This window comes from Cytobacillus pseudoceanisediminis (assembly GCF_023516215.1).
GTDB lineage: Bacteria > Bacillota > Bacilli > Bacillales > Cytobacillaceae > Cytobacillus > Cytobacillus pseudoceanisediminis.
Map to the genome: position 1 here is coordinate 4,617,166 of NZ_CP097349.1, position 22,436 is coordinate 4,639,601.

The 22,436-nt window shown below is 39.9% G+C and carries 14 protein-coding genes, 6 pseudogenes and 1 riboswitch; of the genes and pseudogenes, 13 read left to right on the forward strand and 7 right to left on the reverse strand.

Annotated elements, in window-relative coordinates:
- The first annotated feature begins 20 nt into the window (after nucleotides 1-20).
- Complete coding sequence (locus M5V91_RS24725) at nucleotides 21-1,562, forward strand: glycosyltransferase family 2 protein (protein ID WP_284521570.1); 1,542 nt, start codon at nucleotides 21-23, stop codon at nucleotides 1,560-1,562.
- Nucleotides 1,563-1,611: 49 nt separating this feature from the next.
- Here the strand turns inward: M5V91_RS24725 and M5V91_RS24730 are convergent, their stop codons facing one another.
- From M5V91_RS24730 to tagD, 4 genes are all read right to left on the reverse strand, one after another.
- The gene (locus M5V91_RS24730; RefSeq protein ID WP_251174180.1) at nucleotides 1,612-3,477 is read right to left on the reverse strand and encodes a C39 family peptidase; all 1,866 of its coding nucleotides are present in this window, start codon (nucleotides 3,475-3,477) and stop codon (nucleotides 1,612-1,614) included.
- 143 nt (nucleotides 3,478-3,620) lie between these two features.
- Nucleotides 3,621-4,193: a CDP-glycerol glycerophosphotransferase family protein gene (locus tag M5V91_RS24735; protein WP_369426002.1), complete on the reverse strand. Its 573-nt coding sequence runs from the start codon at nucleotides 4,191-4,193 to the stop codon at nucleotides 3,621-3,623.
- Nucleotides 4,082-4,501 (reverse strand): CDP-glycerol glycerophosphotransferase family protein, encoded by a 420-nt coding sequence (locus M5V91_RS30720; protein WP_369426003.1) that lies wholly within the window; start codon nucleotides 4,499-4,501, stop codon nucleotides 4,082-4,084. Before M5V91_RS30720 ends, M5V91_RS24735 begins: the two co-directional genes overlap by 112 nt.
- A gap of 314 nt (nucleotides 4,502-4,815) precedes the next feature.
- On the reverse strand, nucleotides 4,816-5,214 hold the full coding sequence (tagD, locus tag M5V91_RS24740) for a glycerol-3-phosphate cytidylyltransferase (protein WP_197218116.1): 399 nt from the start codon (nucleotides 5,212-5,214) through the stop codon (nucleotides 4,816-4,818).
- A 520-nt stretch (nucleotides 5,215-5,734) separates the two neighbouring features.
- On the opposite strand from tagD, the pseudogene tagF reads away from it, so the two are divergent.
- The 6 genes and pseudogenes from tagF to M5V91_RS24770 form a co-directional block, all read left to right on the forward strand.
- Nucleotides 5,735-6,853: pseudogene (tagF, locus tag M5V91_RS24745) on the forward strand (teichoic acid poly(glycerol phosphate) polymerase); the annotation flags it as partial.
- 325 nt (nucleotides 6,854-7,178) lie between these two features.
- Nucleotides 7,179-7,910 carry a WecB/TagA/CpsF family glycosyltransferase gene (locus tag M5V91_RS24750; RefSeq protein ID WP_174751955.1) on the forward strand — a complete coding sequence of 244 codons (732 nt, stop codon included), beginning with the start codon at nucleotides 7,179-7,181 and terminating at the stop codon, nucleotides 7,908-7,910.
- A gap of 1 nt (nucleotide 7,911) precedes the next feature.
- Nucleotides 7,912-9,477, forward strand: coding sequence for a putative polysaccharide biosynthesis protein (locus tag M5V91_RS24755; RefSeq protein ID WP_251174179.1), 1,566 nt, complete (start codon nucleotides 7,912-7,914; stop codon nucleotides 9,475-9,477).
- A 32-nt stretch (nucleotides 9,478-9,509) separates the two neighbouring features.
- Nucleotides 9,510-11,372: a DUF5693 family protein gene (locus M5V91_RS24760; RefSeq protein WP_251174178.1), complete on the forward strand. Its 1,863-nt coding sequence runs from the start codon at nucleotides 9,510-9,512 to the stop codon at nucleotides 11,370-11,372.
- Nucleotides 11,373-11,375: 3 nt separating this feature from the next.
- A complete protein-coding gene (gene csaB / locus M5V91_RS24765) occupies nucleotides 11,376-12,494 on the forward strand; it encodes a polysaccharide pyruvyl transferase CsaB (protein ID WP_251174177.1) in 1,119 nt (372 codons plus the stop codon).
- A gap of 248 nt (nucleotides 12,495-12,742) precedes the next feature.
- A pseudogene (locus M5V91_RS24770) lies at nucleotides 12,743-13,803 on the forward strand (MraY family glycosyltransferase).
- A 375-nt stretch (nucleotides 13,804-14,178) separates the two neighbouring features.
- Here M5V91_RS24770 and M5V91_RS24775 read toward each other — a convergent pair.
- Both M5V91_RS24775 and M5V91_RS24780 read right to left on the reverse strand, forming a co-directional pair.
- A pseudogene (locus M5V91_RS24775) lies at nucleotides 14,179-15,266 on the reverse strand (LCP family protein).
- 87 nt (nucleotides 15,267-15,353) lie between these two features.
- Nucleotides 15,354-15,990: pseudogene (locus M5V91_RS24780) on the reverse strand (YigZ family protein).
- Between the two features lie 409 nt (nucleotides 15,991-16,399).
- On the opposite strand from M5V91_RS24780, the gene M5V91_RS24785 reads away from it, so the two are divergent.
- Both M5V91_RS24785 and M5V91_RS24790 read left to right on the forward strand, forming a co-directional pair.
- On the forward strand, nucleotides 16,400-17,539 hold the full coding sequence (locus M5V91_RS24785; protein WP_019380800.1) for a sensor histidine kinase: 1,140 nt from the start codon (nucleotides 16,400-16,402) through the stop codon (nucleotides 17,537-17,539).
- A 56-nt stretch (nucleotides 17,540-17,595) separates the two neighbouring features.
- Nucleotides 17,596-18,276: a response regulator gene (locus M5V91_RS24790; RefSeq protein ID WP_019380801.1), complete on the forward strand. Its 681-nt coding sequence runs from the start codon at nucleotides 17,596-17,598 to the stop codon at nucleotides 18,274-18,276.
- A 219-nt stretch (nucleotides 18,277-18,495) separates the two neighbouring features.
- On the opposite strand, the gene M5V91_RS24795 is transcribed toward M5V91_RS24790, so the two are convergent.
- On the reverse strand, nucleotides 18,496-18,774 hold the full coding sequence (locus M5V91_RS24795) for a hypothetical protein (RefSeq protein ID WP_019380802.1): 279 nt from the start codon (nucleotides 18,772-18,774) through the stop codon (nucleotides 18,496-18,498).
- Nucleotides 18,775-18,995: 221 nt separating this feature from the next.
- Here M5V91_RS24795 and M5V91_RS24800 point away from each other — a divergent pair, with 221 nt between their 5' ends.
- The 4 genes and pseudogenes from M5V91_RS24800 to M5V91_RS30730 all read left to right on the forward strand — a co-directional run bounded on the left by M5V91_RS24800 (nucleotide 18,996) and on the right by M5V91_RS30730 (nucleotide 22,233).
- Nucleotides 18,996-19,835 (forward strand): DegV family protein, encoded by an 840-nt coding sequence (locus M5V91_RS24800; RefSeq protein ID WP_019380804.1) that lies wholly within the window; start codon nucleotides 18,996-18,998, stop codon nucleotides 19,833-19,835.
- 349 nt (nucleotides 19,836-20,184) lie between these two features.
- Nucleotides 20,185-21,539 (forward strand): annotated as a pseudogene (locus tag M5V91_RS24805) (ATP-dependent helicase ComFA).
- A gap of 7 nt (nucleotides 21,540-21,546) precedes the next feature.
- Nucleotides 21,547-21,726: pseudogene (locus M5V91_RS30725) on the forward strand (double zinc ribbon domain-containing protein); the annotation flags it as partial.
- 174 nt (nucleotides 21,727-21,900) lie between these two features.
- On the forward strand, nucleotides 21,901-22,233 hold the full coding sequence (locus M5V91_RS30730; protein ID WP_251264967.1) for a ComF family protein: 333 nt from the start codon (nucleotides 21,901-21,903) through the stop codon (nucleotides 22,231-22,233).
- Between the two features lie 73 nt (nucleotides 22,234-22,306).
- Nucleotides 22,307-22,393, forward strand: a riboswitch (cyclic di-GMP riboswitch).
- The last annotated feature ends 43 nt before the right edge of the window (nucleotides 22,394-22,436 follow it).

Here is a 22,436-nt window from a genome sequence, read left to right on the forward strand (position 1 = left end):
TAAATGTAGAGGTGAGAAATGTGTCTGCACTTGTATCCATTGTAATTCCAGTATATAATGCTGCTCCTTATCTTGACGAATGTTTGAAATCTGTCATAGATCAAAGCTATCAGGCTTTAGAAGTCATTATTATTAATGATGGTTCGACTGACCAAAGCGAAGAGATCATTAATCGGTATGTTAATCAGGATAGCCGAATAACATTAATCAACCAGCAGAACCACGGGTTAGGCTATACCAGGAATAAAGGTATTTCATTAAGCAATGGAACATACATTTTCTTTTTGGATTCTGATGACCGCATACCGGCTCATGCCATCCAATCCTTAGTGAAAGCAGCTGTAAAGGGTGACGCCGATTATGCAGCCGGGAAAGTTATTCGTTTTAATGAAGAGAGAAAATATATCCCCATCAGGCATCTGGAATTTAATTTATACAAAAAGAATGAGATCACTGCACTTTTGGATCAACCAGAATTGCTCCAGGATAGTATTGCCTGCAATAAGCTATGGAAGAAGGATTTTGTGAAAAGAAACAATCTTCATTTTACAGAAGGAAAGTATTATGAAGATCTTGCTTTTACAATGAAAGGAGCCGTACTTGCAGGCAAGATAGCCATTGTTAATAGTTTTGTATATGAATGGCGGGTTAGGGAAGGAGAAGATAAGCCTTCCATCACACAGCAGCAAATGAAACTGCAGAACACTCTGGATCGAATTAGTGCCTTATCTTCAAACAGACAGTGGCTGAAAGCTAACCAAATACCTGTGAAAATCATTCAGGAGCATGATTTAAAAAGCTTATTGGATCTCTTGAGGCTACATGTCATTAAATATGCCTTAATCGATGATGCAGATAGAGAACGGTGGGAAGATGCGGTCACCTCATTTATAAATGAAATCCCGGCAGATACTGCGTTAAAGCTTCCCGCTAAAGAAAAGAAGCTCTATGATATATTTTTCAATAAAAATTATAATGAGTTGAAATTATTTTCTGTAATTTATACAAACACAGAAACAACTCCAATTGTCTTTCAGGAAAGCAGCAGGTTCCTTCTAAAAGGTGAAGAAAAGACTCATGATGTTACCAAAGATTTTAAGCCCACAGTAATAATAAGTAAAATCGTATCGGATGATTTAGGGTTCGAAATTTCAGGAGCATTGACTATTCCGAAAGCCAGCAAGCAAGCCGTTGGTGAAATCTATGCGACTGTAAGAGGCTCAAAGGAAAAGATCATACTCGCTAATGTAGAAAGTGAGCCTGTGGAGGAACCTCACCCTTATCTCTTTGAAAATCAGATATATAAAGCATGGATTCAAGCCAAGGCCTTTAAAAATGTGGTTCGGGGATCCACCTTGGACTTATATTTCCGCCTGGTTGATTATCCCGAGTATCTGCCGGCCAGAATTAGAGTTTCTCCAGGGGTTAACACTTCCGATGGAATCAAAGAGCCTGTAATATCTCTTTATCGGACAAATTTAGGCAATATGAGTATAGAGATTAAAGCGAAAAATGTATTGTTCGGAAAAGCTCTTGCCAAAATCAAAAAAATACTGAAGTAAAGTGAGAAAAAGCCCGGAACTATAACTGTTCCGGGCTTTCTCTGCTGATTTAATAGGAAATGGCTCTTTTTTCCTGATTGCTCCAAAGTTTATTGAACTCGCTTTTACTGATCTTGACATTTTTTTGCCCTGTCCATGGGTCGTTGAAATAATAATTGCTGCTGTCATAGCCTACTAAAGTGATGGCATGTACAGTAAAGCCGTGCATAGGGGAGACCCAGACAACCACTGGCTTTCGATAAGATAAGTGAGCTTCTATTGCTGCATTGCTTTTACCTGATAAGTTTACTGAACTTCCTGCATATTTTTTTACGATGCCCATTAATGCAGTTGGATAAATAGTCCAGCCGAACTTTGTAAATGGATCACCTACATACCCTAAATAAGGGCTGTAAGGATGCTTTGGCATTTCATTGGCTAATTTTACTTTATTAGCGGATGCTCCTTTATATTGAAGCATCATGGTTACAGCAGTGATTTCACAGCCGGTTGGCAGCTCTGGCAGCTGTGATACAAGCGGAACATTTAATTGCAGCCCGCTAATTTTAGAGCCATGGTATCCATAGGATGTTTTTGGTGCATAAAAATAGACTGAAAGGATGCGCTGGGTTCCTGATTCTCTCAAGGATGATTTTTTAATATAGCCTGCGGAATCAAGATCGAATATGTATTTGATTCTATTGCTGTGGCTGCCATAGTAGGTTTGAGGATAGTACTCAAACCATGAAAGTGTACGCTGGGTCCCTTTTTCTCTTTTAGAGGTTTTTGATATATGACCCGACTTGTTCATATCAAATATAAGACTGATTTTATCACCGTGATTTCCATAAACGGCATTAGAATAATATTCATATAGCGAAAGAATTCGCTGGGATCCTTTTTCTCGTTTGCTTGCCAGGGCCACATTACCTGAGCTGTTTATATCGAAAATATATTCAATGTTTGTGCTATGCTTTCCGTAAAAAGTTCCAGGATAATAATGATAAGCTGATGTGATCCGTCGGGTATCCTTTTCTCTCTGAATAGCTTTATTCAAATAGCCGGATGAATTAAGTTCAAAGGAAAATTTAATCTTGCTTCCATGTGCACCATATGAGGTTTGAGGATAATACTGATATATGGCCAAGGTGCGCTGTGTGTCTATTTCCCTCTGGAATGCACTTGCAATATATCCTGATGCAGTCATTTCAAATATGTATTTAATCCTTTTCCCATGCGCCCCATATCGGGTTTGAGGGTAATATTCATAATGGATTTCTGGCTGCTGGGAGTCCTCTTTAAGTTTTTGAGCATTTATAATATAACCATCCTGATTTAAAGAGAAAATAAACTTTACATGCTCATTCGCATTTTCGTGCGAAGTATTGGGATAAAACTCCTTTATTGTAACGAGTTTATTATTTGAGTAAACTTCTGCATGGGTCAGGTATCCGTTTGAATTTAAGAAATATTTAGTATTGCCCTCTATAATCGTATTCTCATTTTGCAGAGCCTGAGAACTGCTGACGGCTTTTGATTTTTGAACAGCCTTTTCCGTTAATGTTTTGTTGGACTCGAGGCTTTCTGATACATCAGTTAGCGTATCGTTTGATGACTCATCAGTTAACGTATCTTTAGATGATTCGGCGGGTTCTGTAATTTGCTGGGATGGCTCTTTTTCTTCTTGCATCGGATCCGTAACATCACTTTTAAATGACTCTTCAGCAATTGTATCATCCTCTGTCATTTGTTCTGAAGTTATTTCCTTTTCTTTTTCTTTTGGCTGGTCAAGCAGAGTTTCTTGAAGATTTTCCTCTGAAGGAACAATTTTCTCAGAAACGGTTTCCTGGTTTTCGGCCTCTGCATATGCCGGATGATGTATGACTGGAATCAATAGCGATAAGATAAGTGAAGAAGCCAATAGTTTCTTAATCATTCTTTTCCCCTTTCTTATTTAGTTCGTGTTACTCACAATTATTAATAGTATAATAGATTTTCAGTGCAGGAAAGAGAATTTTCGACCAGTTTTAATCCAGTTCCGCAAACGCAGACAAAATGCGACACAAAAAAATACTCCCTTTACGTCTCGTAAAGGGAGCTCTTTTTTGTTTCTTGCGACTTTAAGGTATATAAGATCCAAGAAGCGATATTTTGGCTGGAAGCTCCTTTGGAATATTCATTCCATTTATTCTCGTATTCCGATATTTCTTCAAGCTGAAAATCACCTGACTGTAAAATAGTGATAATTTCGCTTGTTGACATGGCAATTGGGCCAGGGACAACGTCTGAATACTCGCCCCAGAACCCGCGTTCTTTTTGATAGTGCTCAAGATCATAAGGAAAGAAGATCATTGGCTTCCCTAGAATTGAAAAATCAAATGGAATAGATGAATAATCAGTAATTAATATATCAGTAATAAATAAAATATCATTAAGCTTGGCATATTTAGAATAATCATAAACAAATCCATCGTATTTGCTTATATCCAGATTGTTTTTGACAGCAGGATGCAGCCTTAGCAGAACAATATAATCTCCATTTAAATGGTGCTGCATTTCCTCCAGGTCCAAATGAAGCTGAAAGTGGTCCAATTCATTATCCCGGAAGGTCGGTGCATATAGAATGACCTTTTTTCTTCCAGATAAGGGAATTTTTGATACATATATTTTTTAATAAGAGCAATCCGCTTTTCGTTAAAAAAAACATCTGTTCTCGGCATTCCGGTTCTAAGAATGTTTTTTTCCTCAATTCCAAACGCTTCCCCAAATATCCTGGCCATTTCTTCCGAGCCGACTATTATATTATGGAACTGCTTATATACTTTTTTAAACCTTGTAATGGCCCTGCTCTTCCTGTTTGCAATCGAGGGGTCTTTAAGGCCAAATTGTTTAATGGCACCGGAAGCATGCCATACTTGGAGGCAAGTAACATTTTTTTGAACCGGATTGATGAGAGAAATCCATAATAATTATCCACGATCACCAGCTTGGAAGTGGCTAAATGATAAATGGAAATTATAAAATCCTTCAGCTTTTTAGGCTCAAATAGCAATATCGTGCTCTCATCATATTTAGAAAAAAGTTATACACATTCTTGCTTGCTAAAAAAATAGTACGACAAGAAGGATCTTGTCGCCTAAGTTCTTCATATATACTTGCGCTATTTTCAATAAATGTAACAACGAAGACAGTTTTTTCTTTCTTTTGGGGGAACAGCTTGCATATATTAAATATGAAAGAAAATAACATCAAGTATATTGATACTAAGATCTCTCTAGCCATTGTGAACTTTGAACAAATCTTTCTTAATCTTTGTAGTTGAAATTCCAACTGTTCTTGGAAGGTAGATTACTTCGCAATATTCTTTAAGGAAATCAAATTTCCCTTTCCAATCATCGCCCATGACAAAAATATCAATATCATTTTCAATAACATCGCTGATTTTTTGTTCCCAATTGTTTTCAGGAATGACTTTATCAACATATCTAATGGACTCCAGGATCATTTTTCTATTCTCGTAGCTATGGTATGCTTCTTTATTTTTAAGAGCATTAAACTCATCTGAGGAGATGGCAACTGTCAGATGATCCCCAAGCTCCTTTGCTCTTTTTAGAATATTTATATGACCCCAATGCAGCAAATCAAACGTACCGTATGTGATGACTTTTTTCATCGATTACTCCTCCTAAAAACTTGCTGTATTCGATTTCGGATATATTTTTACAATTATTTAATACTGACTCAACATTATCCATCTATCATTAAAAGTATAATGGTGGAGTCTGTGTCCAAAGACTTATTTACATCGACAATTTTCATTGTAAATCTTTATGTTTACAAAGCCATTACAGTGAACTAACAATTTGTACACGTTCAGTAATAACGCAAACATACTTATACTATTTTATTCTTTTTCTTGGTATTTTACAAGTTTACTTCGCGTGGGGATGCTGCCATATCCTGTTAGCCATTTATTCATTTTTTATACCTTGATAATGATTCGTTAAAACCAGATTCATTTGATAATCGCCATGAATAGCTTTATAATGTCTTCATATGCCGAAAAATGTTGAAAAAATAGTCAATTCTATATACAAGGTGAATGAGACATGCCATTAAAAAATTTTTTGTTAAGGGTAAAAAGAAGTAATAAAATACAGAGAATATATCAAATTGTTTTTAAGCTGGCCGGTTATCTTCCTGTGAAGGAAGACCTTATCATCTTTGAAAGCTTTTTAGGAAAGCAATATAGCTGCAATCCTAGAGCCATTTATGAATACCTGAGAGAAAATCACCCTGAATATACTATGTATTGGAGTGCAGATAAAAGGCATCTGGAAAACTTTACTGATAAAGATATATTATATGCAGAAAGATTTTCTCTAAAATGGCTTTTTCTCATGGCCAGAGCCCGTTATTGGGTAAGCAACAGCCGACTGCCATTGTGGATCCCGAAGCCTTCTCATACCACTTATCTTCAAACATGGCATGGAACGCCTCTAAAAAGGCTTGCAGCTGATATGGATGAAGTGCACATGCCCGGTACTGATACAGAAAGCTACAAAGTGAATTTCCTGAAGGAATCAAGTAAGTGGGATTATTTGATTTCCCCTAATAGATATTCCACGGATATATTCAGAAGGGCATTTGGATTCCGAAAAGAAATGATTGAATCCGGCTATCCACGCAATGATTTTCTTTACAATAACAATAATGTAGAAACTATTGAAAAGTTGAAAAAGGACTATCATTTGCCGCTGGATAAAAAGATTCTGCTCTATGCCCCAACCTGGAGAGATGACCAGTTTTACGGGAAGGGCCAATATAAATTTGAACTTCAATTAAACCTTGATCGCTTAAGGGAAAAACTGGGGCATGAATATATAATTATTTTAAGAATGCATTATTTAGTCGCTGAAAACTTTGACTTAACACCATATGAAGGGTTTGCCTATGACTTCTCCCATCATGAGGATATACGTGAGTTATATTTAATATCTGATATGCTAGTGACTGATTATTCTTCTGTTTTCTTTGATTACGGAAATCTGAGGCGTCCGATGATCTTCTATGTTTATGATATCGATAATTATAGAGATAAACTTCGTGGCTTCTATTTTGATTTTGAAGAGAAGGCACCTGGTCCATTAGCCAGGACCACAGAGGAGGTCATTCATTATATTAAGAATATAACCCCGGATTCTTATTTGAATGAGCAATATGAGGAGTTTTACAGCAAATTTTGCTATTTAGAGAGTGGAGAGTCTTCAAGGCGGGTTGTTGAAGAGGTTTTTCTGAAAAAAGATATATAACTAATGTATTAAGGTAAAAGGGATGGCGAATGCTGTCCCTTTTTCTTTTAATTTAATTTTGTAAAGCTTTGAATAATAATATTGCACTTAAGTGAAAAATTGTAAATATTCTCTGCATTCATTTACTTCAAAATACGAATCACTTATTCTATAAGAAATATTCATGAATACATTGCAGAGAGGTGAAAAAACATCCAGATATACTGCTGACTCCAACTTAAGCCCTGCTTTATCCTTGTCCTCGAATGATTAAGCGGCGATTATTGGCTGCTAATATTTTGTGGTATATTAATGGAGAAAATTTAAGATGACAAGGAGTTTTCTTATGAATTTAGAACATGTGGACATTTTGGGTGTTCCTTTTGTTCATGCAACCCGCTCTCAATTTGTTGATCAATTGCAGCATCATATAAATGCAGAACAAAAAGCTTTTGTGATAACGGCAAATCCTGAAATTGTAATGAAGGCCAATGAAGAACCGTCGTATATGAAGGTGGTGGAACAGGCGACCTATGTAACGGCAGATGGGATTGGTGTAGTAAAGGCAGCAAAGCTGTTAAATAAACCGCTGCCTGAGAGGGTAGCAGGCTATGATGTGATGATGGACTTGCTTCAATTAGCTGACCGGCACCAGCACCGTGTGTATCTGCTGGGGGCCAGGCAGGAAACGCTGGAAAAGGCTGAAAGGAATATTGGAAAACAATTTCCTCAGCTAAAAATAGTCGGTTCGCATAATGGGTTTTTTGACTGGAAAAGCAGACATATTCAGCAGGAAATTGCTGAAAAGCGGCCGGATCTCATTTTTGTGGCATTAGGCGTGCCAAGGCAGGAAAATTGGATTGCTGAAAATATTCATCAATTTGACAAAGGTGTGTTTGTTGGTGTCGGGGGCAGCTTTGATGTCATTGCCGGGACCGTGAAAAGAGCGCCGGAAATCTGGCAAAGGATGAATCTGGAATGGTTTTACAGGCTGTTAAAGCAGCCAAGCCGTTTTGGACGGATGATGGCACTGCCGAGATTCGCTTTCAAGATTTTAGCGCAGAAAGCAAGAAGCTAGCATGAAGCAAGCGTTTATTAAAAGCACCTTAATCTTATCCATTGCCACTTTGGCATCAAAGATACTTGGAAGCATTTTTCGCATACCGCTTCAGAATATTGCCGGAGATGAAGTGCTGGGTATTTTTAGCTTAGTTTATCCTGTCTACATGGTGGCGCTGATTCTTTCAGTAGCAGGAATTCCGATTGCTATTTCCAAATTGATTTCTGAAGCAAATGTGCATGGAGATCACGAGAAGATCTATAAAATATATGTCACTGCAGTGATTTTGGCCTTTTTGTTTGGGCTGACCAGTTTTACGCTTATCTATAGCTTTTCTGCACCGATAGCGGCGGTACTGGGAGGCGCAAGCACCCGGTTAGCCTTAATTGTTGTTTCGGCCACTCTTCTGGTTGCACCTTATATGGCTGTGTACAGGGGCTACTTTCAAGGCTTTCAGGATATTAGGCCAACAGCTGTTTCGCAGGTGCTGGAGCAATTAGTCCGTGTGGCATTTATCCTGATAATTGCTTATGTGCTTGTTGAAAGAGATTATTCCGATGAGGCGGTGTCAGCCGGCATTATGGCTGGCTCCATTTTAGGGGCTGCCGCTTCCGCTGTTTACTTGCGGATTTTGTTTGCCCGTTCTACTTTAAAGCCCAAATCAGAAGGATATCGCTATTCATACAGTGATTTTTTTAAAACAGGAAAAACGATTCTCTATATTTCCCTTCCGATTTGTATTGGGGCCATCACGATGGCGCTTTTGAACTTCGTGGATTCTGTTACCATTCCATATAGTCTAAAGAAAGCAGATATTGACCAAAATATTACCTATATGTATGGAATTTACGGGCGGGGACTGTCGCTTGTTCAAATCGCTACTGTGTTCTCAAGCTCGATCGTGCTTCCGCTTATCCCTCTATTAACAGAGACGCTGGCGGAAAAGAACCATGAAAAGGCAAGGGGGATCCTGGAAAGAACTCACCGTCTGACGCATCTTGTGTCATGGCCCGCAGCATTCGGACTGCTGGCATTAAGTCTTCCTTTAAATATGGCTTTATTTAAAGACTTGGAAGGAAGCGCTGTGCTGGCGGTCATCGGCTTTAGTTCTGTATTTACTTCGCTATCTGTACTGGGTACAGGGATTTTGCAGGGGATCAATCTGGCCAAGCAGGCTGCCTATATCATTGTCTGCGGTGTGGTTCTTAAAGCAGCAGCTAACATCACCTTTGTCGGCCAGTTTGGCCTAATTGGGGCAGCCTACTCGACACTGGCTGTATATGTGGTCATTTTTATTGCCAATACGATTTTTATTAAGAAGGCAGTTCCTTTCACTGTGTGGAAATGGAAGGATTCCGCTGTCGTGATTTCTTCCATCATTATGGGCGGCCTCATTAGTCTTTCGATTCTTTATGCAGATATTGAACATTGGAGCAGATTGAAAGCTTTGCTATTTTCCGGAGCTGCCGTTATAGCGGGTGCCCTCATCTACTTTATCCTTTTATTTATTACAAGGGGTATTGATAAAACAGAAATCGCCTCCTTGCCTTTATTGAACAAAGGGAAGTCAAAAGGAACCAATTAGTATTCGGTGCTTTCTTTGAAAGGATGTCGAGATTGAAAAAAGCTGTTCTGGGTTTATTGATTCTATCTCTTCTTTTAACGCTGCCTGGCCTTATGCAAAGGCATCAGGCTGAATGGAATAATCGGAATTATGAAACGATTATTCCGTTTCAGGATATTCAATCACTGGTATCTAAGGATCCCAGTCTGCAATTGGGAGATGTATTGCGGGATTTGAAAGATGCCGGGCTGCATGCTGTCAGTATTCAGCCTGAAACCTTAAATAGCCTGGAGGACATAGGGGATATTAACGTCCTGACCGGCGGAAGGATCCAGGAAATGTCTATCCTGAATAGCGACTTGGAAGGTGTAGCCGACCAGGTTTCTAATGAAGGAGCTTATATACATATCCAAAATGAAAACGAGCTGACAGGCCGGCTCACGGATGTTTTTCAGGCAGAAGAAACAGTCAGAATTGCGAACAAGGAATTTATTCATTTTCCTGCACTGAACAGTGCCCAATTCAATGAAACACCAATTGGCTATACGGAAGAATTTATAGATGAAATTAAGAAGGCAAATCTTTCAGTCGTTTTTAGAATGCCTAATTCCTTGGATGAAAAAGATCCATTTGTATTCAATCAGCTGCTTGATCTTGCAGATGAGAAATCAAATCGTCTTTTGATTTCCGGTGATGAAGTCATCGGCTATCCGGATGCAGAGAAGATCAAAAGATTTGCACAAGAGCTGAAGGATGAGAATATAGCCGTTTATGCCATTGAATTTGCCGATCAGCTTGGAATCGGTACAATGGCCAGAGCGATAGATTTTGATATGATCCGGCTGCACAGCATTGACTTGAATCAAGTCCCAAGCATCGAGGAAGGCGTGGATAGGGCTGTTCGGGCCGTAAAGGAAAGGAATATCCGTTCGCTATTCATTAGAGTGGAGAACGTGGCAGAGCCTGAAGAAGCACTTTTGAATACGGAAGAGTTTATTCAGGCAATAAATAGCCAAATGCCAGTCCATTATAAAGCTGGTAAAGCCCGGGCATTTGATCCAATATCTGTACCTTTCTGGAGTCAATTGCCGGCTTTGATGGCTGCTGTCCTTTTCATCTCTATTGCTGTACAAGCGATTTTTTCCAGGCGGGCTTTATTCTATGCAGCGCTTGCAGGCACATTTTTGATTGCGGCAGCAGCCTTTTTGCTGAAGGCCCAAGTCCTGGTGCAGGGACTTGGTTTACTCGTTGCCGTTATTACACCGATTTTTGCTGTCATCCCAATTAAAAATAGGAAAGGGATATTCCTGCCATATGGCCGGGCGGCTCTAATCAGCTTTGCAGGTATTATCATTATTACTTCACTTTTGAATGGAAATGAATATTTGGTGAAGATTGAAGCATTCCGCGGGGTTAAGCTGACCTACATCGTTCCGATCCTATTTGTCATGATTTATGCGCTTTGGCGGGACCTCAAGGGCATATTGAACATGAAGGTTCAGTATTGGCATTTAGCTGTTATTGGTTTAATAGCCGTTATCGGCTTGTACTATATAAGCCGGACTGGAAATGCGGGGAGCGTATCTTCCATTGAACTGGCTTTTCGCCAATGGCTGGAAGAGGTCATGTATGTAAGGCCGAGAACGAAGGAATTTCTGATTGGCTTCCCTTTCTTTGTGCTTGCGCTGTACATCTATCCGCTTCATCAAAAAATTGGCTTGTATTTGCTTATACCGGGTGTGATCGGGTATTTATCTATTGTTAACACCTTTACCCATTTGCATATACCTCTCTATATTTCACTTCTGAGGACTTTTTACAGCCTTGCATTAGGATTAGTGATCGGCCTGTTATTTATATTTTTATTTAAACAAGGACGATCCATTTACGAGAAGAAATGGAAACTGAGGTGTTAATAAATGAAGGTAGTTCTTTCAGGTTATTACGGTTTCGATAATGTAGGGGATGAGGCGATTCTTTATTCGATCATCCAGGCTTTACGGGATAAGGAACCAGGAATTGATATAACTGTACTATCGAATAACCCTCCACTTACAGAGAAAACTTACAATGTAAAGGCAGTGGACCGCTGGAGCGTGATAGAAGTATGTAAAGCATTAATTGCTTCTGACGGCTTGATAAGCGGAGGGGGCAGTCTGCTGCAGGATGAGACGAAACTTAGGTCGATTCCCTATTACTCAGGCGTGATTCATTTTGCTAATCTCATCAGAAAACCGGTATTTATCTATGCACAAGGAATCGGTCCGCTGCATCATCCTTTCAGCAGGGCTGTTGTGAAGAGGGTTTTAAGAAAACCGGAGATCACGGTACGTGACCAGGCATCCAAAAAGCTGCTCGAAAGGATAGGAGTCCAAAATCCAATCGAAATTGTGCCAGATCCAGTGTTAGGGCTTAAGCTTGCAGAGCAGAACAGCACCTGGTGGGAAAAGCAGGCCTTTACGGGTTCTGCTGTTACAGTATCTGTCAGAGATTGGCCTTCTTCCGTTGATTATAAACAAAAGATGGCCGAGGCCTTTGATTCCTTAGCGCAGGAAGGAAAGCAGATTGTTTTTGTCCCTATGCACGGCAAACACGATGAAAAGGCATCTAAAGAAACGGCTGAAAAAATGAAGGAGAAAAGCTATATTGCTCCTTATGATGCTTCCATTGAAGAAAAAATAGCCATCATCGGAAAGTCCGATCTGCTGGTTGGAATGAGGCTGCATGCCCTGATTTTTTCTTCGATCACCTATACGCCTTTTATTGCTGTATCCTATGATCCGAAAATTGAAGCTTTCGCCGATATTGCCGGACAGCCTGTAGCAGGTCATGTGATGGAGGAAGGCTGGGATGGATCAACGCTTTCACAAGCGATAAGAGCCGCTTTGCAAAACAAAGGTGAAGAATCCGCGCATCTAAAGGAAACAATCGGGCACCTTCAGCGGGAAGCGGGTAATACGGCTCAAAAAGCTATTCATTTTTTTGAAAAGGAGGTGAGGGGGAATAAAATTGGTGAGGGGTCACTGAAAAAACGATAAATCATGTAACTATTATGGCGCCTTGAACGTCTTATTAAAGGAATGCTTAGTTCATGTCGAAATAAGGAATCAGGATGAAGGGAATTTTAAAAAAATTGTAATATACTTGGAAGCAAGGGCAAAATAAAAAAACTTTTTGATGCAGATGTATGATATAATTAGGCTCGGTATATACATACATTTGTTAGGAAAAATATGCCTGATTCCGAAAGTGAAATAGGGGCATTATACTCATAAGGAGGGTCTTTATGTTTTACTTGACCTTAGTATTATGTTTTTTATGCTCTGTTATTATGACCCCTTTTGTAAAAAAATTGGCGTTGAAAATAGGAGCTACTGATCAGCCTAACCATAGAAAAGTTCATCAAAAAGTAATGCCCCGATTAGGCGGGCTGGCGATATATATTAGTTTTTTGCTTGGAATGTTCATTTTTCAGCCTGACAAGGAGTACCATATTCCAATTCTGGCGGGGAGTTTGCTGATTGTCATTCTCGGTGTATTGGATGATAAATATGAGCTTTCTGCGAGAATAAAGCTAATTGTCCAGATTGCAGCTGCCTTAATCGTTGTTTTATGGGGCGGAGTGGATGTTGATTCCATCAATACCCCTTTTGGCGGGGAAATTAAATTTGGTTATTTTGCCATCCCAATCACAGTTCTGTGGATTGTCGGTGTGACGAACGCAATCAACCTGATTGATGGTTTAGATGGTTTGGCGGCTGGGGTATCATCGATTGCTCTGATCACCATATCAAGTATGGCGATCATTATGGGGAATACCTATGTTATCGCTGTTTCAACCCTTGTATTGGTTAGTACACTGGGCTTTCTCATCTACAACTTTCACCCGGCGAAGATATTCATGGGTGATACCGGAGCTCTCTTTTTAGGATATATCATTGGTGTGCTGTCCCTATTGGGTTTCAAAAATGTCACAGTGATTTCGTTTATCATCCCGATTCTGATTTTGGGCGTGCCGCTATCAGATACATTTTTGCGATCATCAGGCGGATTGTGAATAAAAAGCCTTTATCAGCACCAGATAAATCCCACCTGCATCACTGTTTATTGAATTTAGGATTTACCCACAGGCAAACGGTATTGATGATTTATGCAATTTCAGTTTTCTTCGGCCTTGCAGCTATCATCTTTTCTCAGGCAAAAGTGTGGGGGGCCATATTATTCATCACGGTCATCTTGCTTTTAATTGAATTATTTGCGGAAGTGATTGGATTAGTGGGGAAGGATTATCAGCCGCTATTAAAAAGATTGAAGAGCAGAGTTGCTTCCTCTGTCAAAAATAGATAAAGCTTTTTAAGCAGCCTTATTAGGTTGCTTATTTTTATGCTTGTGCAAATGGACTTATGTAACAATTTCTGAAAATTTTCTTAACATTTACATAATATTTGCTTAACAAATCCATGTTATTTTTTATATAAAGGAACTTAAGGAGTGATAACATGGTCAAGAAAATGAAGATTATGTGGCATCAGTTTTGGTTTTTGACTTATAACACGATCCTATGCTCGGCCTCTACATCACCTTATAATTCCAGTCTTTTCAAAAAATCAAAATATCATCAATTAAAACTGATACAGCATTTATAGGCTGTATTTTTTTGTCTATAAGTAAACCACAAAAAAAACCTCTCAACTCTTGCTGGAGCTGGGAGGTTTCTGCATTTTAATATTCACTTTCGGCTTCAGTCTGATAGTCTGTCTGACTATCACTCTGTACTTGATTTTCAGCATCATCCGTTGTATTTTGTCCGAATTCTGTATCGCTCAGATCTAAATGGCCTTTTAATTCGGTTTGGATTTCTGCCAGGCTGGTCTGATCCAATTCATAATAATAAACGCGGTTTCCGTTGCTGTTCGGAAGGTACATATCCTGTCCAGCGATATTTAATGATTCAATATTTATCGATGATCCTTCTGTTGCATAATTCAGGAATGCTTTCATCTGATCAAATGTTAAATCAGTCTCCATATTCTTTCCAACCGCTTCAATGACATTGGCATACTTTGAAATAGAACCAACTGAAGCAGCTCTGTTTACAATGGCTTTCAGGATTTCCTGCTGTCTTTCGCCGCGCTGGATATCACTATCCTTTTTCTTGTTCTGGCCAATGCCAGTGCTTCTTCACCATTTAATAATTGGTAGCCAGGCTCTAGACTGATGGCATTAGGAGTATCATTTGAGTCCTGCTCTGAAAAAGCATAAGGGACATCCACTTTAATGCCATCCAAAGCTTCCACTATATCAATGAACGCATTGAAGTTTACTTTCACATAAAAGTCGACTGGAATATCAAGCATCTCTTCCACGGTTTCAATGGTGGTTGCAGGGCCGCCATTCGCATGGGCATGAGTGATTTTATCCTGGTATCCCAACTTTGGAATGTAAACATAAGAGTCTCTTGGAATGCTAAGCAATTTAACTGATTTGGAATCCTTATTAAAAGTAGCAAGCATAAGCGCATCCGATCTGGAGGATGTGCTGAAAGACCTTTTGCTGCTGTCATCCACACCGATGAACAGAACTGAAATATTATCTATATCCGGCTGAGCTGCAGATGCTCTCTTTGTAGTGCGATCTATAGGGTTATATGAATCTTCCATAACTGATTGTGCTTTATTATATAAAAATGTTCCATAAGCCGTGGCGCTAAGTGTCAGTAAGATAATAGGAAGGAAAATAAATAAAAAGATTCTTCTTTTCCTTTTGGATTTTCTTTTTTCAATTACTATTGAACGTCTATCATGAGACATCTGTATGCTCCTTTATTTAAAAGTAAAGAGTGCCATTTGTTATTTTATAATTTTTAGGGGGTTTAGTAAAACAAAATTTTGGGTATACTAAGCTTTTGCCTCTGCTTCCAGATAAAGACTGTCACCTAAAGTAATTTCACCAGCACCATTTGTTAATTCGGTCATCCAGTCAGTAAATGCCCCGGTTTGATTTTCTTCAACAAACGTTTCAACTGTTACTGTATCAAGATATTGGATTTCCTTTAATGTGTATATTGAAGATCTCAGCTCATTTTCTACCTTTCCTAGCAAGGTATAATCAATCTTTGTCTTCATCACTGTCATTAGCTTTCGTTCAACAATTCCCGTCGCTTGCAATCCTTCAGAGGTTGCCCTTCCATATGCCCTGATTAATCCGCCTGCTCCTAATTTTATTCCGCCGAAATACCTGGTTATGACAACCACAGTATCTTTCAGCTTTTTTCTTCAGCACTTCCAGGATAGGCACACCAGCCGTACCGCTTGGCTCACCATCATCATTTGCTTTTTGGATCTGGTCGTTTTCACCAATTAAGTAGGCAGAACAATTATGGGTGGCGTTTGAATGTTTCTTCTTAATCTTCTGAATAAAATCCAGGGCTTCATCTGCTGTTTCTGCTCTGGCAACATGAGCAATAAACCTGGATCTTTCTATTTCGATTTCATTTTCTCCGTATTCCTTAACTGTATAATAAGAGGGCAGCACAGAACCGCTCCTTTCTAAACTCTTTGCACAAAAAAATTCAGCTAAATTCATTATAATTCGACAAGTTTCCCAACATCAATTTTTTAACAGAATGTAATAAAACTTTAATATAGAACATTTTTTCCCATGTTATAATGAAAACAATTCTGATGTTTATGCTGCTATAATAAAAAATGTGCCGTTTTTAATCTTTAAGTGGTATAAATATACATATTATTTTGCTTGGTAGTCATGTTTACCCTGCTTTTATATAGGATATAAGACATGGGGTGAAATCACAAGTCTAAGCCTTTTTACCGAATTTTAGGTAACTTGGTATAATTTTCAGACTGGAAAGATAGTATCTTAACTCATTTAGCGCTAAAATAAAGGTACATAGCGGAAGGGCTGCGCCCTTGGAGGAGTGTAAATGAGTATTAAGAAATTCGATTCCAAGACTCTGGATCTTATTCTTGAAAAAATGGTTCAAACAGTAGGCACCAGTAAAGATGAAATTTTCCGTATAGGTGAACAATGCCGTAAAGATCATAAGACTTTAACCGAAGAACTTATGGAAGTTAAACAAATGGTTCTTAAGGTAATCGAAGAAGGGGATAAGCTGGAAGTGCAAACCCGGTTTGCAAGAAAGCGCCTTTCTGAAGTAAGCATGCATTTTAAGGATTATTCAGAGTCTGAAGTGCGTGAAGCATATGAGAAGGCCCATCAGCTTCAGATGGATTTATCCATGAACCGTCAGCTTGAAAAACAGCTGAGGGATCGCCGTGATGATATTGAAAGAAGGCTTATTGGTGTTAATGACACCATTGATAGAGCGGAAGTCCTCATTTCTCAAATTACGGTCGTGATGAACTATCTGACCAGTGACTTAAAGCAAATGGGAGAAATCATTGAAGATGCGAAGCTCAAACAGGATTTTGGCCTGAAGATCATCGAAGCACAGGAAGAAGAGCGGAAAAGAGTGTCACGCGAAATCCATGACGGACCGGCCCAGATGATGGCGAATGTCATGATGAGGTCCGATTTAATTGAACGGGTATACAAAGAGCGCGGTGCTGATGAAGCCATTACTGAAATAAAAGACCTGAAAAAAATGGTCCGCAATGCTTTATATGAAGTCCGCAGGATTATTTATGACTTGCGCCCAATGGCTCTTGATGATTTGGGTTTAATACCTACCCTCAAAAAATACTTAACAACGATCGAAGAGTATCACAGGAGCACCAAGATATATTTCGCGAATGTTGGCGAAGAGAAGAGGCTCCCGCCACAATATGAAGTCGCACTGTTCCGTCTGATTCAGGAGTCTGTGACAAATGCTCTAAAACATGCGGATGCTAAAGAAATCCAAGTGAAAATAGAAATAAACTGTACCAGGGTAGCCGTAGTCGTCAAAGACGATGGGAAGGGCTTCAATATTCGCGAGAAGCGTCCTGGATCTTTTGGAATTATGGGAATGGGTGAAAGGCTTGAACTATTGGATGGCCAGATGTCCATAGATTCTAAACCAGGCAAAGGAACCATTGTTATTATCCAGGTGCCATTGAAATAAGAAACACCTTAAGAATAGAGATAGAAAACTAACTGGAGATTTGGGAGGCGAAGCATTTGAATACAAAGATCGTCATAATTGATGACCATCAATTATTCAGAGAAGGGGTAAAACGCATTTTAGATTTCGAAAAGAGCTTTAATGTAGTGGCAGAAGGTGATGATGGCAGTGAAGCCATGGGCCTCGTAGAAGAGTATGATCCAGATGTAATCATCATGGACATCAATATGCCGAACACAAACGGTGTGGAAGCGACCCGTCAGCTGATTAATAAATATCCAGAATCCAAGGTAATCATTCTTTCCATCCATGACGATGAGAATTATGTAACGCACGCACTTAAAACAGGAGCAAGCGGATACCTTTTAAAAGAAATGGATGCAGATGCATTAGTCGAAGCTGTAAAGGTTGTCGCTGATGGAGGATCTTACTTACATCCGAAGGTGACACACAACCTGGTAAATGAATACCGCAGACTTGCAGCAGAAGGTACAGGGACCACATCTTATTCACAGGTGGAAATCCGCCGTCCGCTTCACTTGCTGACACGCCGTGAATGTGAAGTGCTTCAGCTCCTTGCTGATGGCAAAAGCAACCGCGGAATTGGGGAAGCATTATACATAAGTGAAAAAACCGTTAAGAACCACGTAAGCAATATCCTGCAAAAAATGAATGTGAACGATCGTACTCAGGCAGTTGTCGTAGCGATCAAAAACGGCTGGGTAGAGGTGCGATAATATTATTGAGAGAAAAAGTCCTTTTAATAGGGCTTTTTCTTTTTTATTTTTACCTATTCTCTATAATATAAGGTTATCCTCTATCTTTTTTTGTCTAAAAAGAAAGTTTTTCCTCTATTTTATGATAGCGGAAATAGCAGGTAAATTAAAGGTATTTATACACTTTTTTTGAAATATTAACCAAAAATAATCACGCAGGAAGTTACCACCTCTGCGTGATTATTTTATAAGTGCGGCTGCAGCTGTTTGAAAGATAGGTTTTGTATTGGAAGATCTCTTTTTTGCTTGATTCACTAAATAAACAAGCTTCTCGATTTCCTTTGGAGGCAAACTGTCTATGAGCCAGGAAGCAAGTTCAGGTCCGCTGATTGAATGGTCAATATTTGGAACTTTAATGTGCTTAAATTTACTTAATTCATTATTAAGCATTTGATGAAGAGTATCTGTGCTGTATCTATTGGAAGTGGGGCTATTTGTGGAAGAAGTGTTTTTAATCAATGTGTTACAGCTCCTTTACAAAATAAAGACACAAAAAGCATTTTATCATATGCCTGGCAAAGATTTGAAGGTAAAAATATACCAGGTCTTAAAAGTAGGTATAATGGAGCACAGCATTATTTAATCTCCTGCTCTATAACTTAATGCAATTTCCCCGCTATCATATAAAATGGAACATGAACATACAGTAGAGAAAAAAGATAAGGATGGTAACTCTATTTATGAAAACGGCTGTTGTAACGGATAGTACAGCATACATTCCTAAGGATTTAAGAGAAAAGTTAAATATACATATGATTCCGCTTAGTGTTATTTTTGGCAGTGAGACGTACCGGGAAGAAGTGGAAATTACGGCTGCAGACTTTTATGAAGAAGTGAAGCATAAAGATCTTCCGACTACTTCGCAGCCTCCTGTGGGTGAGTTTGCCGAGCTGTTTGAGAAATTAGCGAAAGAGTATGATGCGGTGATTTCGATTCATCTGTCAAGCGGCATCAGCGGTACGTTCCAGGGGGCAGTTACTGCCGGGAGCATGGTTGATGGGATTCAGGTTTTTCCATTTGATTCGGAAATCAGCTGTATGGTGCAGGGGTTTTATGTGATTGAAGCTGCAGAGCTTGCTGCTGCCGGTAAGGGTCCACAGGAGATCGTTGAACGTCTTGAGGAGATGAAGAAAAGCATTCGTGCCTATTTCATGGTGGATGACTTATCACATCTTCAGCGAGGAGGCCGCTTGTCCAGTGCACAGGCATTGATCGGCAGCCTACTCCAGGTGAAGCCGCTGCTTCATTTTGAGGATAAGAAAATTGTTCCGTTTGAAAAGATTCGCACGCGCAAAAAAGCGATGAAGCGGATGGTTGATCTTTTCTGGGAAGACGTAAAAAGCGGGGAGCCATACCAGGCTGTTATTATTCATGCCAATCGCGAAGCAGAAGCCCGCGAGTGGAAGGCAGAGCTTGAAGCGGAATATCCTAATGTTGAGTTTATGATCAGCTATTTTGGTCCGGTCATTGGAACCCATCTAGGTGAAGGTGCTATGGGGTTTGGCTGGGTGAAGAAGTAGGTTTTGTTTGAGTGCGCCATTCTTAAGGGTGGCGCAGATTTTTTTGGGAGGGGTGATGTGGATGTAAGGGTTTTGCAAATAGATCCAGGATTCCTGCAAATAGAATGTTTAATTTTGCAAATAGCAGCCTAAATCTGCAAATAGATCGGAGAACTTGCAAATAGAACCGCAAACTTGCAAATAGAGATACAAACTAATTAATCAAGAGGTGACCTAATTGAGATTTACCCCTAATATGACCCCCTATATAAACGATTTTCCTCCAGAAAGCCTCACGATATCCTCCATTGACACCATTCCGAAGCAGCCACTCAACGAAAACTATTCATATAACAAAGAACTCCAGCAAATCCTCTGCGGAAAACAGCTTCTATTCGAAAACTTACCGCATTCAATTGAAGAAATCCATCAGCACTTTGAAAATGGCTATATTTCTTACCGAAAAGGGATAATTAAGACCAAAAGCAAGATAGTTTGTGCCAGGTGCGGCAATAAAGATCGTTCACTGTTTGCAAGTTTTCCCTGTGCCCGATGCGGTGAGAAAGAATGTACCTACTGCCGGAAATGTATCATGATGGGACGGGTCAGTGAGTGCACTCCTCTGATTGGATGGTGCGGACCTGAGCACGTTCGGGAGCTAGCTGAACATCCCCTGATATGGGCAGGCAACCTTTCACCCGGGCAACAAATTGCCTCTGACCAGGTAAAGCAGGCTGTAATCGAAAGCAAGGAATTCCTCGTCTGGGCTGTCTGCGGAGCAGGAAAAACAGAAGTTCTATTTGAAGGAATCAATGCTGCCCTTGCCTCTGGAAAAAGAATCTGCATTGCTACTCCGAGAACAGATGTTGTACTTGAGCTTGGTCCGCGGCTAAAAGCAGTTTTCCCCGGTATTCAGGTGGCTGTCCTTTACGGCGGCAGTGAAGGCCGCCACCTTCAAGCTCCTTTGACCATCGCCACCACCCATCAGCTCCTCCGCTATTATAAAGCTTTTGACACCGTAATCCTTGATGAAGTGGATGCCTTTCCTTATACGGCAGACGAAACCCTGCAGTATGCCGTCCGCCAATCCCGGAAAGAAACCTCCTCTATGATCTATTTAACTGCCACCCCCAGTCAAAAATGGCAAAATGAATGCCGCAGCGGAAAAAGAAACTTTGTCACTATCCCGGCTAGATATCATCGTCATCCATTGCCTATACCGGCTTTCAAATGGTGCGGAAATTGGGAGAAATCACTAAAAAAAGACAAACTCCCGTCTGCAGTTACCCAATGGATCAAGAAGAGGCACGACAACCGGAAGCAGTTCCTGCTCTTCCTTCCAAAAATCGATAAAATGGAAAAAGTCCTCACCATCCTTCGTAAAACCTATCCTAAAATCCAAGCTGTCCACGCGGAAGACCCCGATCGAAAAGACAAAGTCCAAATGATGCGCAATAAAGAGATCCCCATGTTACTCACAACGACCATCCTGGAAAGAGGGGTTACCTTCCCTAATATTGATGTAGCAGTATTTGGAGCAGAAGACCGTATTTTTACCGAAAGCGCTCTTGTTCAAATTGCCGGCCGTGTTGGAAGAAGCTCTGAATACCCGAAAGGAGAAATCACCTTTTTCACTACGGCAAAACCGAAAGCATGGTCAATGCGCAAAAACAAATACTCAAAATGAACACTGAAGCCAAAAAGAAAGGACTGATCGACCATTAACTGCTTAATATGCCATGAAGAAATCCTTTCAGCTGTCAGCTGGACAACTCTCTGGTCGCGGCCAAAAGAAAATCATTTATGCCAATGCTGCACCGATAAACTCCCATTTATCAATGGCGATACTTGCAGTAAATGCAGCCGGCCCTTCAGTAACTTAGATCCTCAATTTCGAAAAGGGAACCTTTGCGCAGATTGTCTAAGGTGGAACGGGGATCCAGAATGGTCAGGGCAGCTTCTGAAAAACAATTCCCTTTTTATATACGATGACTTTCTGAAAGAAACTATAGCCCGCTATAAGTTCCGGGGCGACTATATTTTGTCGAGAGCTTTTTCTCCTATCATTAGGGAAAAGCTGAGTAGCGTGGAATTCGACTATCTCGTCCCAATCCCTCTAAGTCCCCAAAGGATTTATGAACGAGGCTTCAATCAGTCTGCAGCACTCATCCATGAGGCAGGCTTTACCGTGACGGAACCGCTGCAGCGAATTCACTCAGAAAAGCAATCTAAGAAATCGCGAATGGACCGAATTCATTCGCACCAGGTCTTCCAGCTGCAAAATCTCAATATCAAGAATAAAAAAATTATCCTAATTGACGATATCTATACTACCGGCTCAACTCTATATCATGCAGCGAAAGTTCTTAAAGCAGGGGGTGCTGCTTCAGTCTGCTCGGTTACATTAGCAAGAGGATAATGGATGGAATTAATTACAAGTTGATGTTTTTGATCTGGATAGTTATTAGGAAAATAATCCTATGTTAAAATATTCTAATCCAGGGCAAATTTTACGAAAGTAAAAGACGCAAAGCTGCGGGCCTAAAGCAGGTTTCTGCCATGGCAGCCGGGCTGCACAGAAGAAGAACTATTTTCGTTTGCCTTTTTTATTGGAAAGGATGT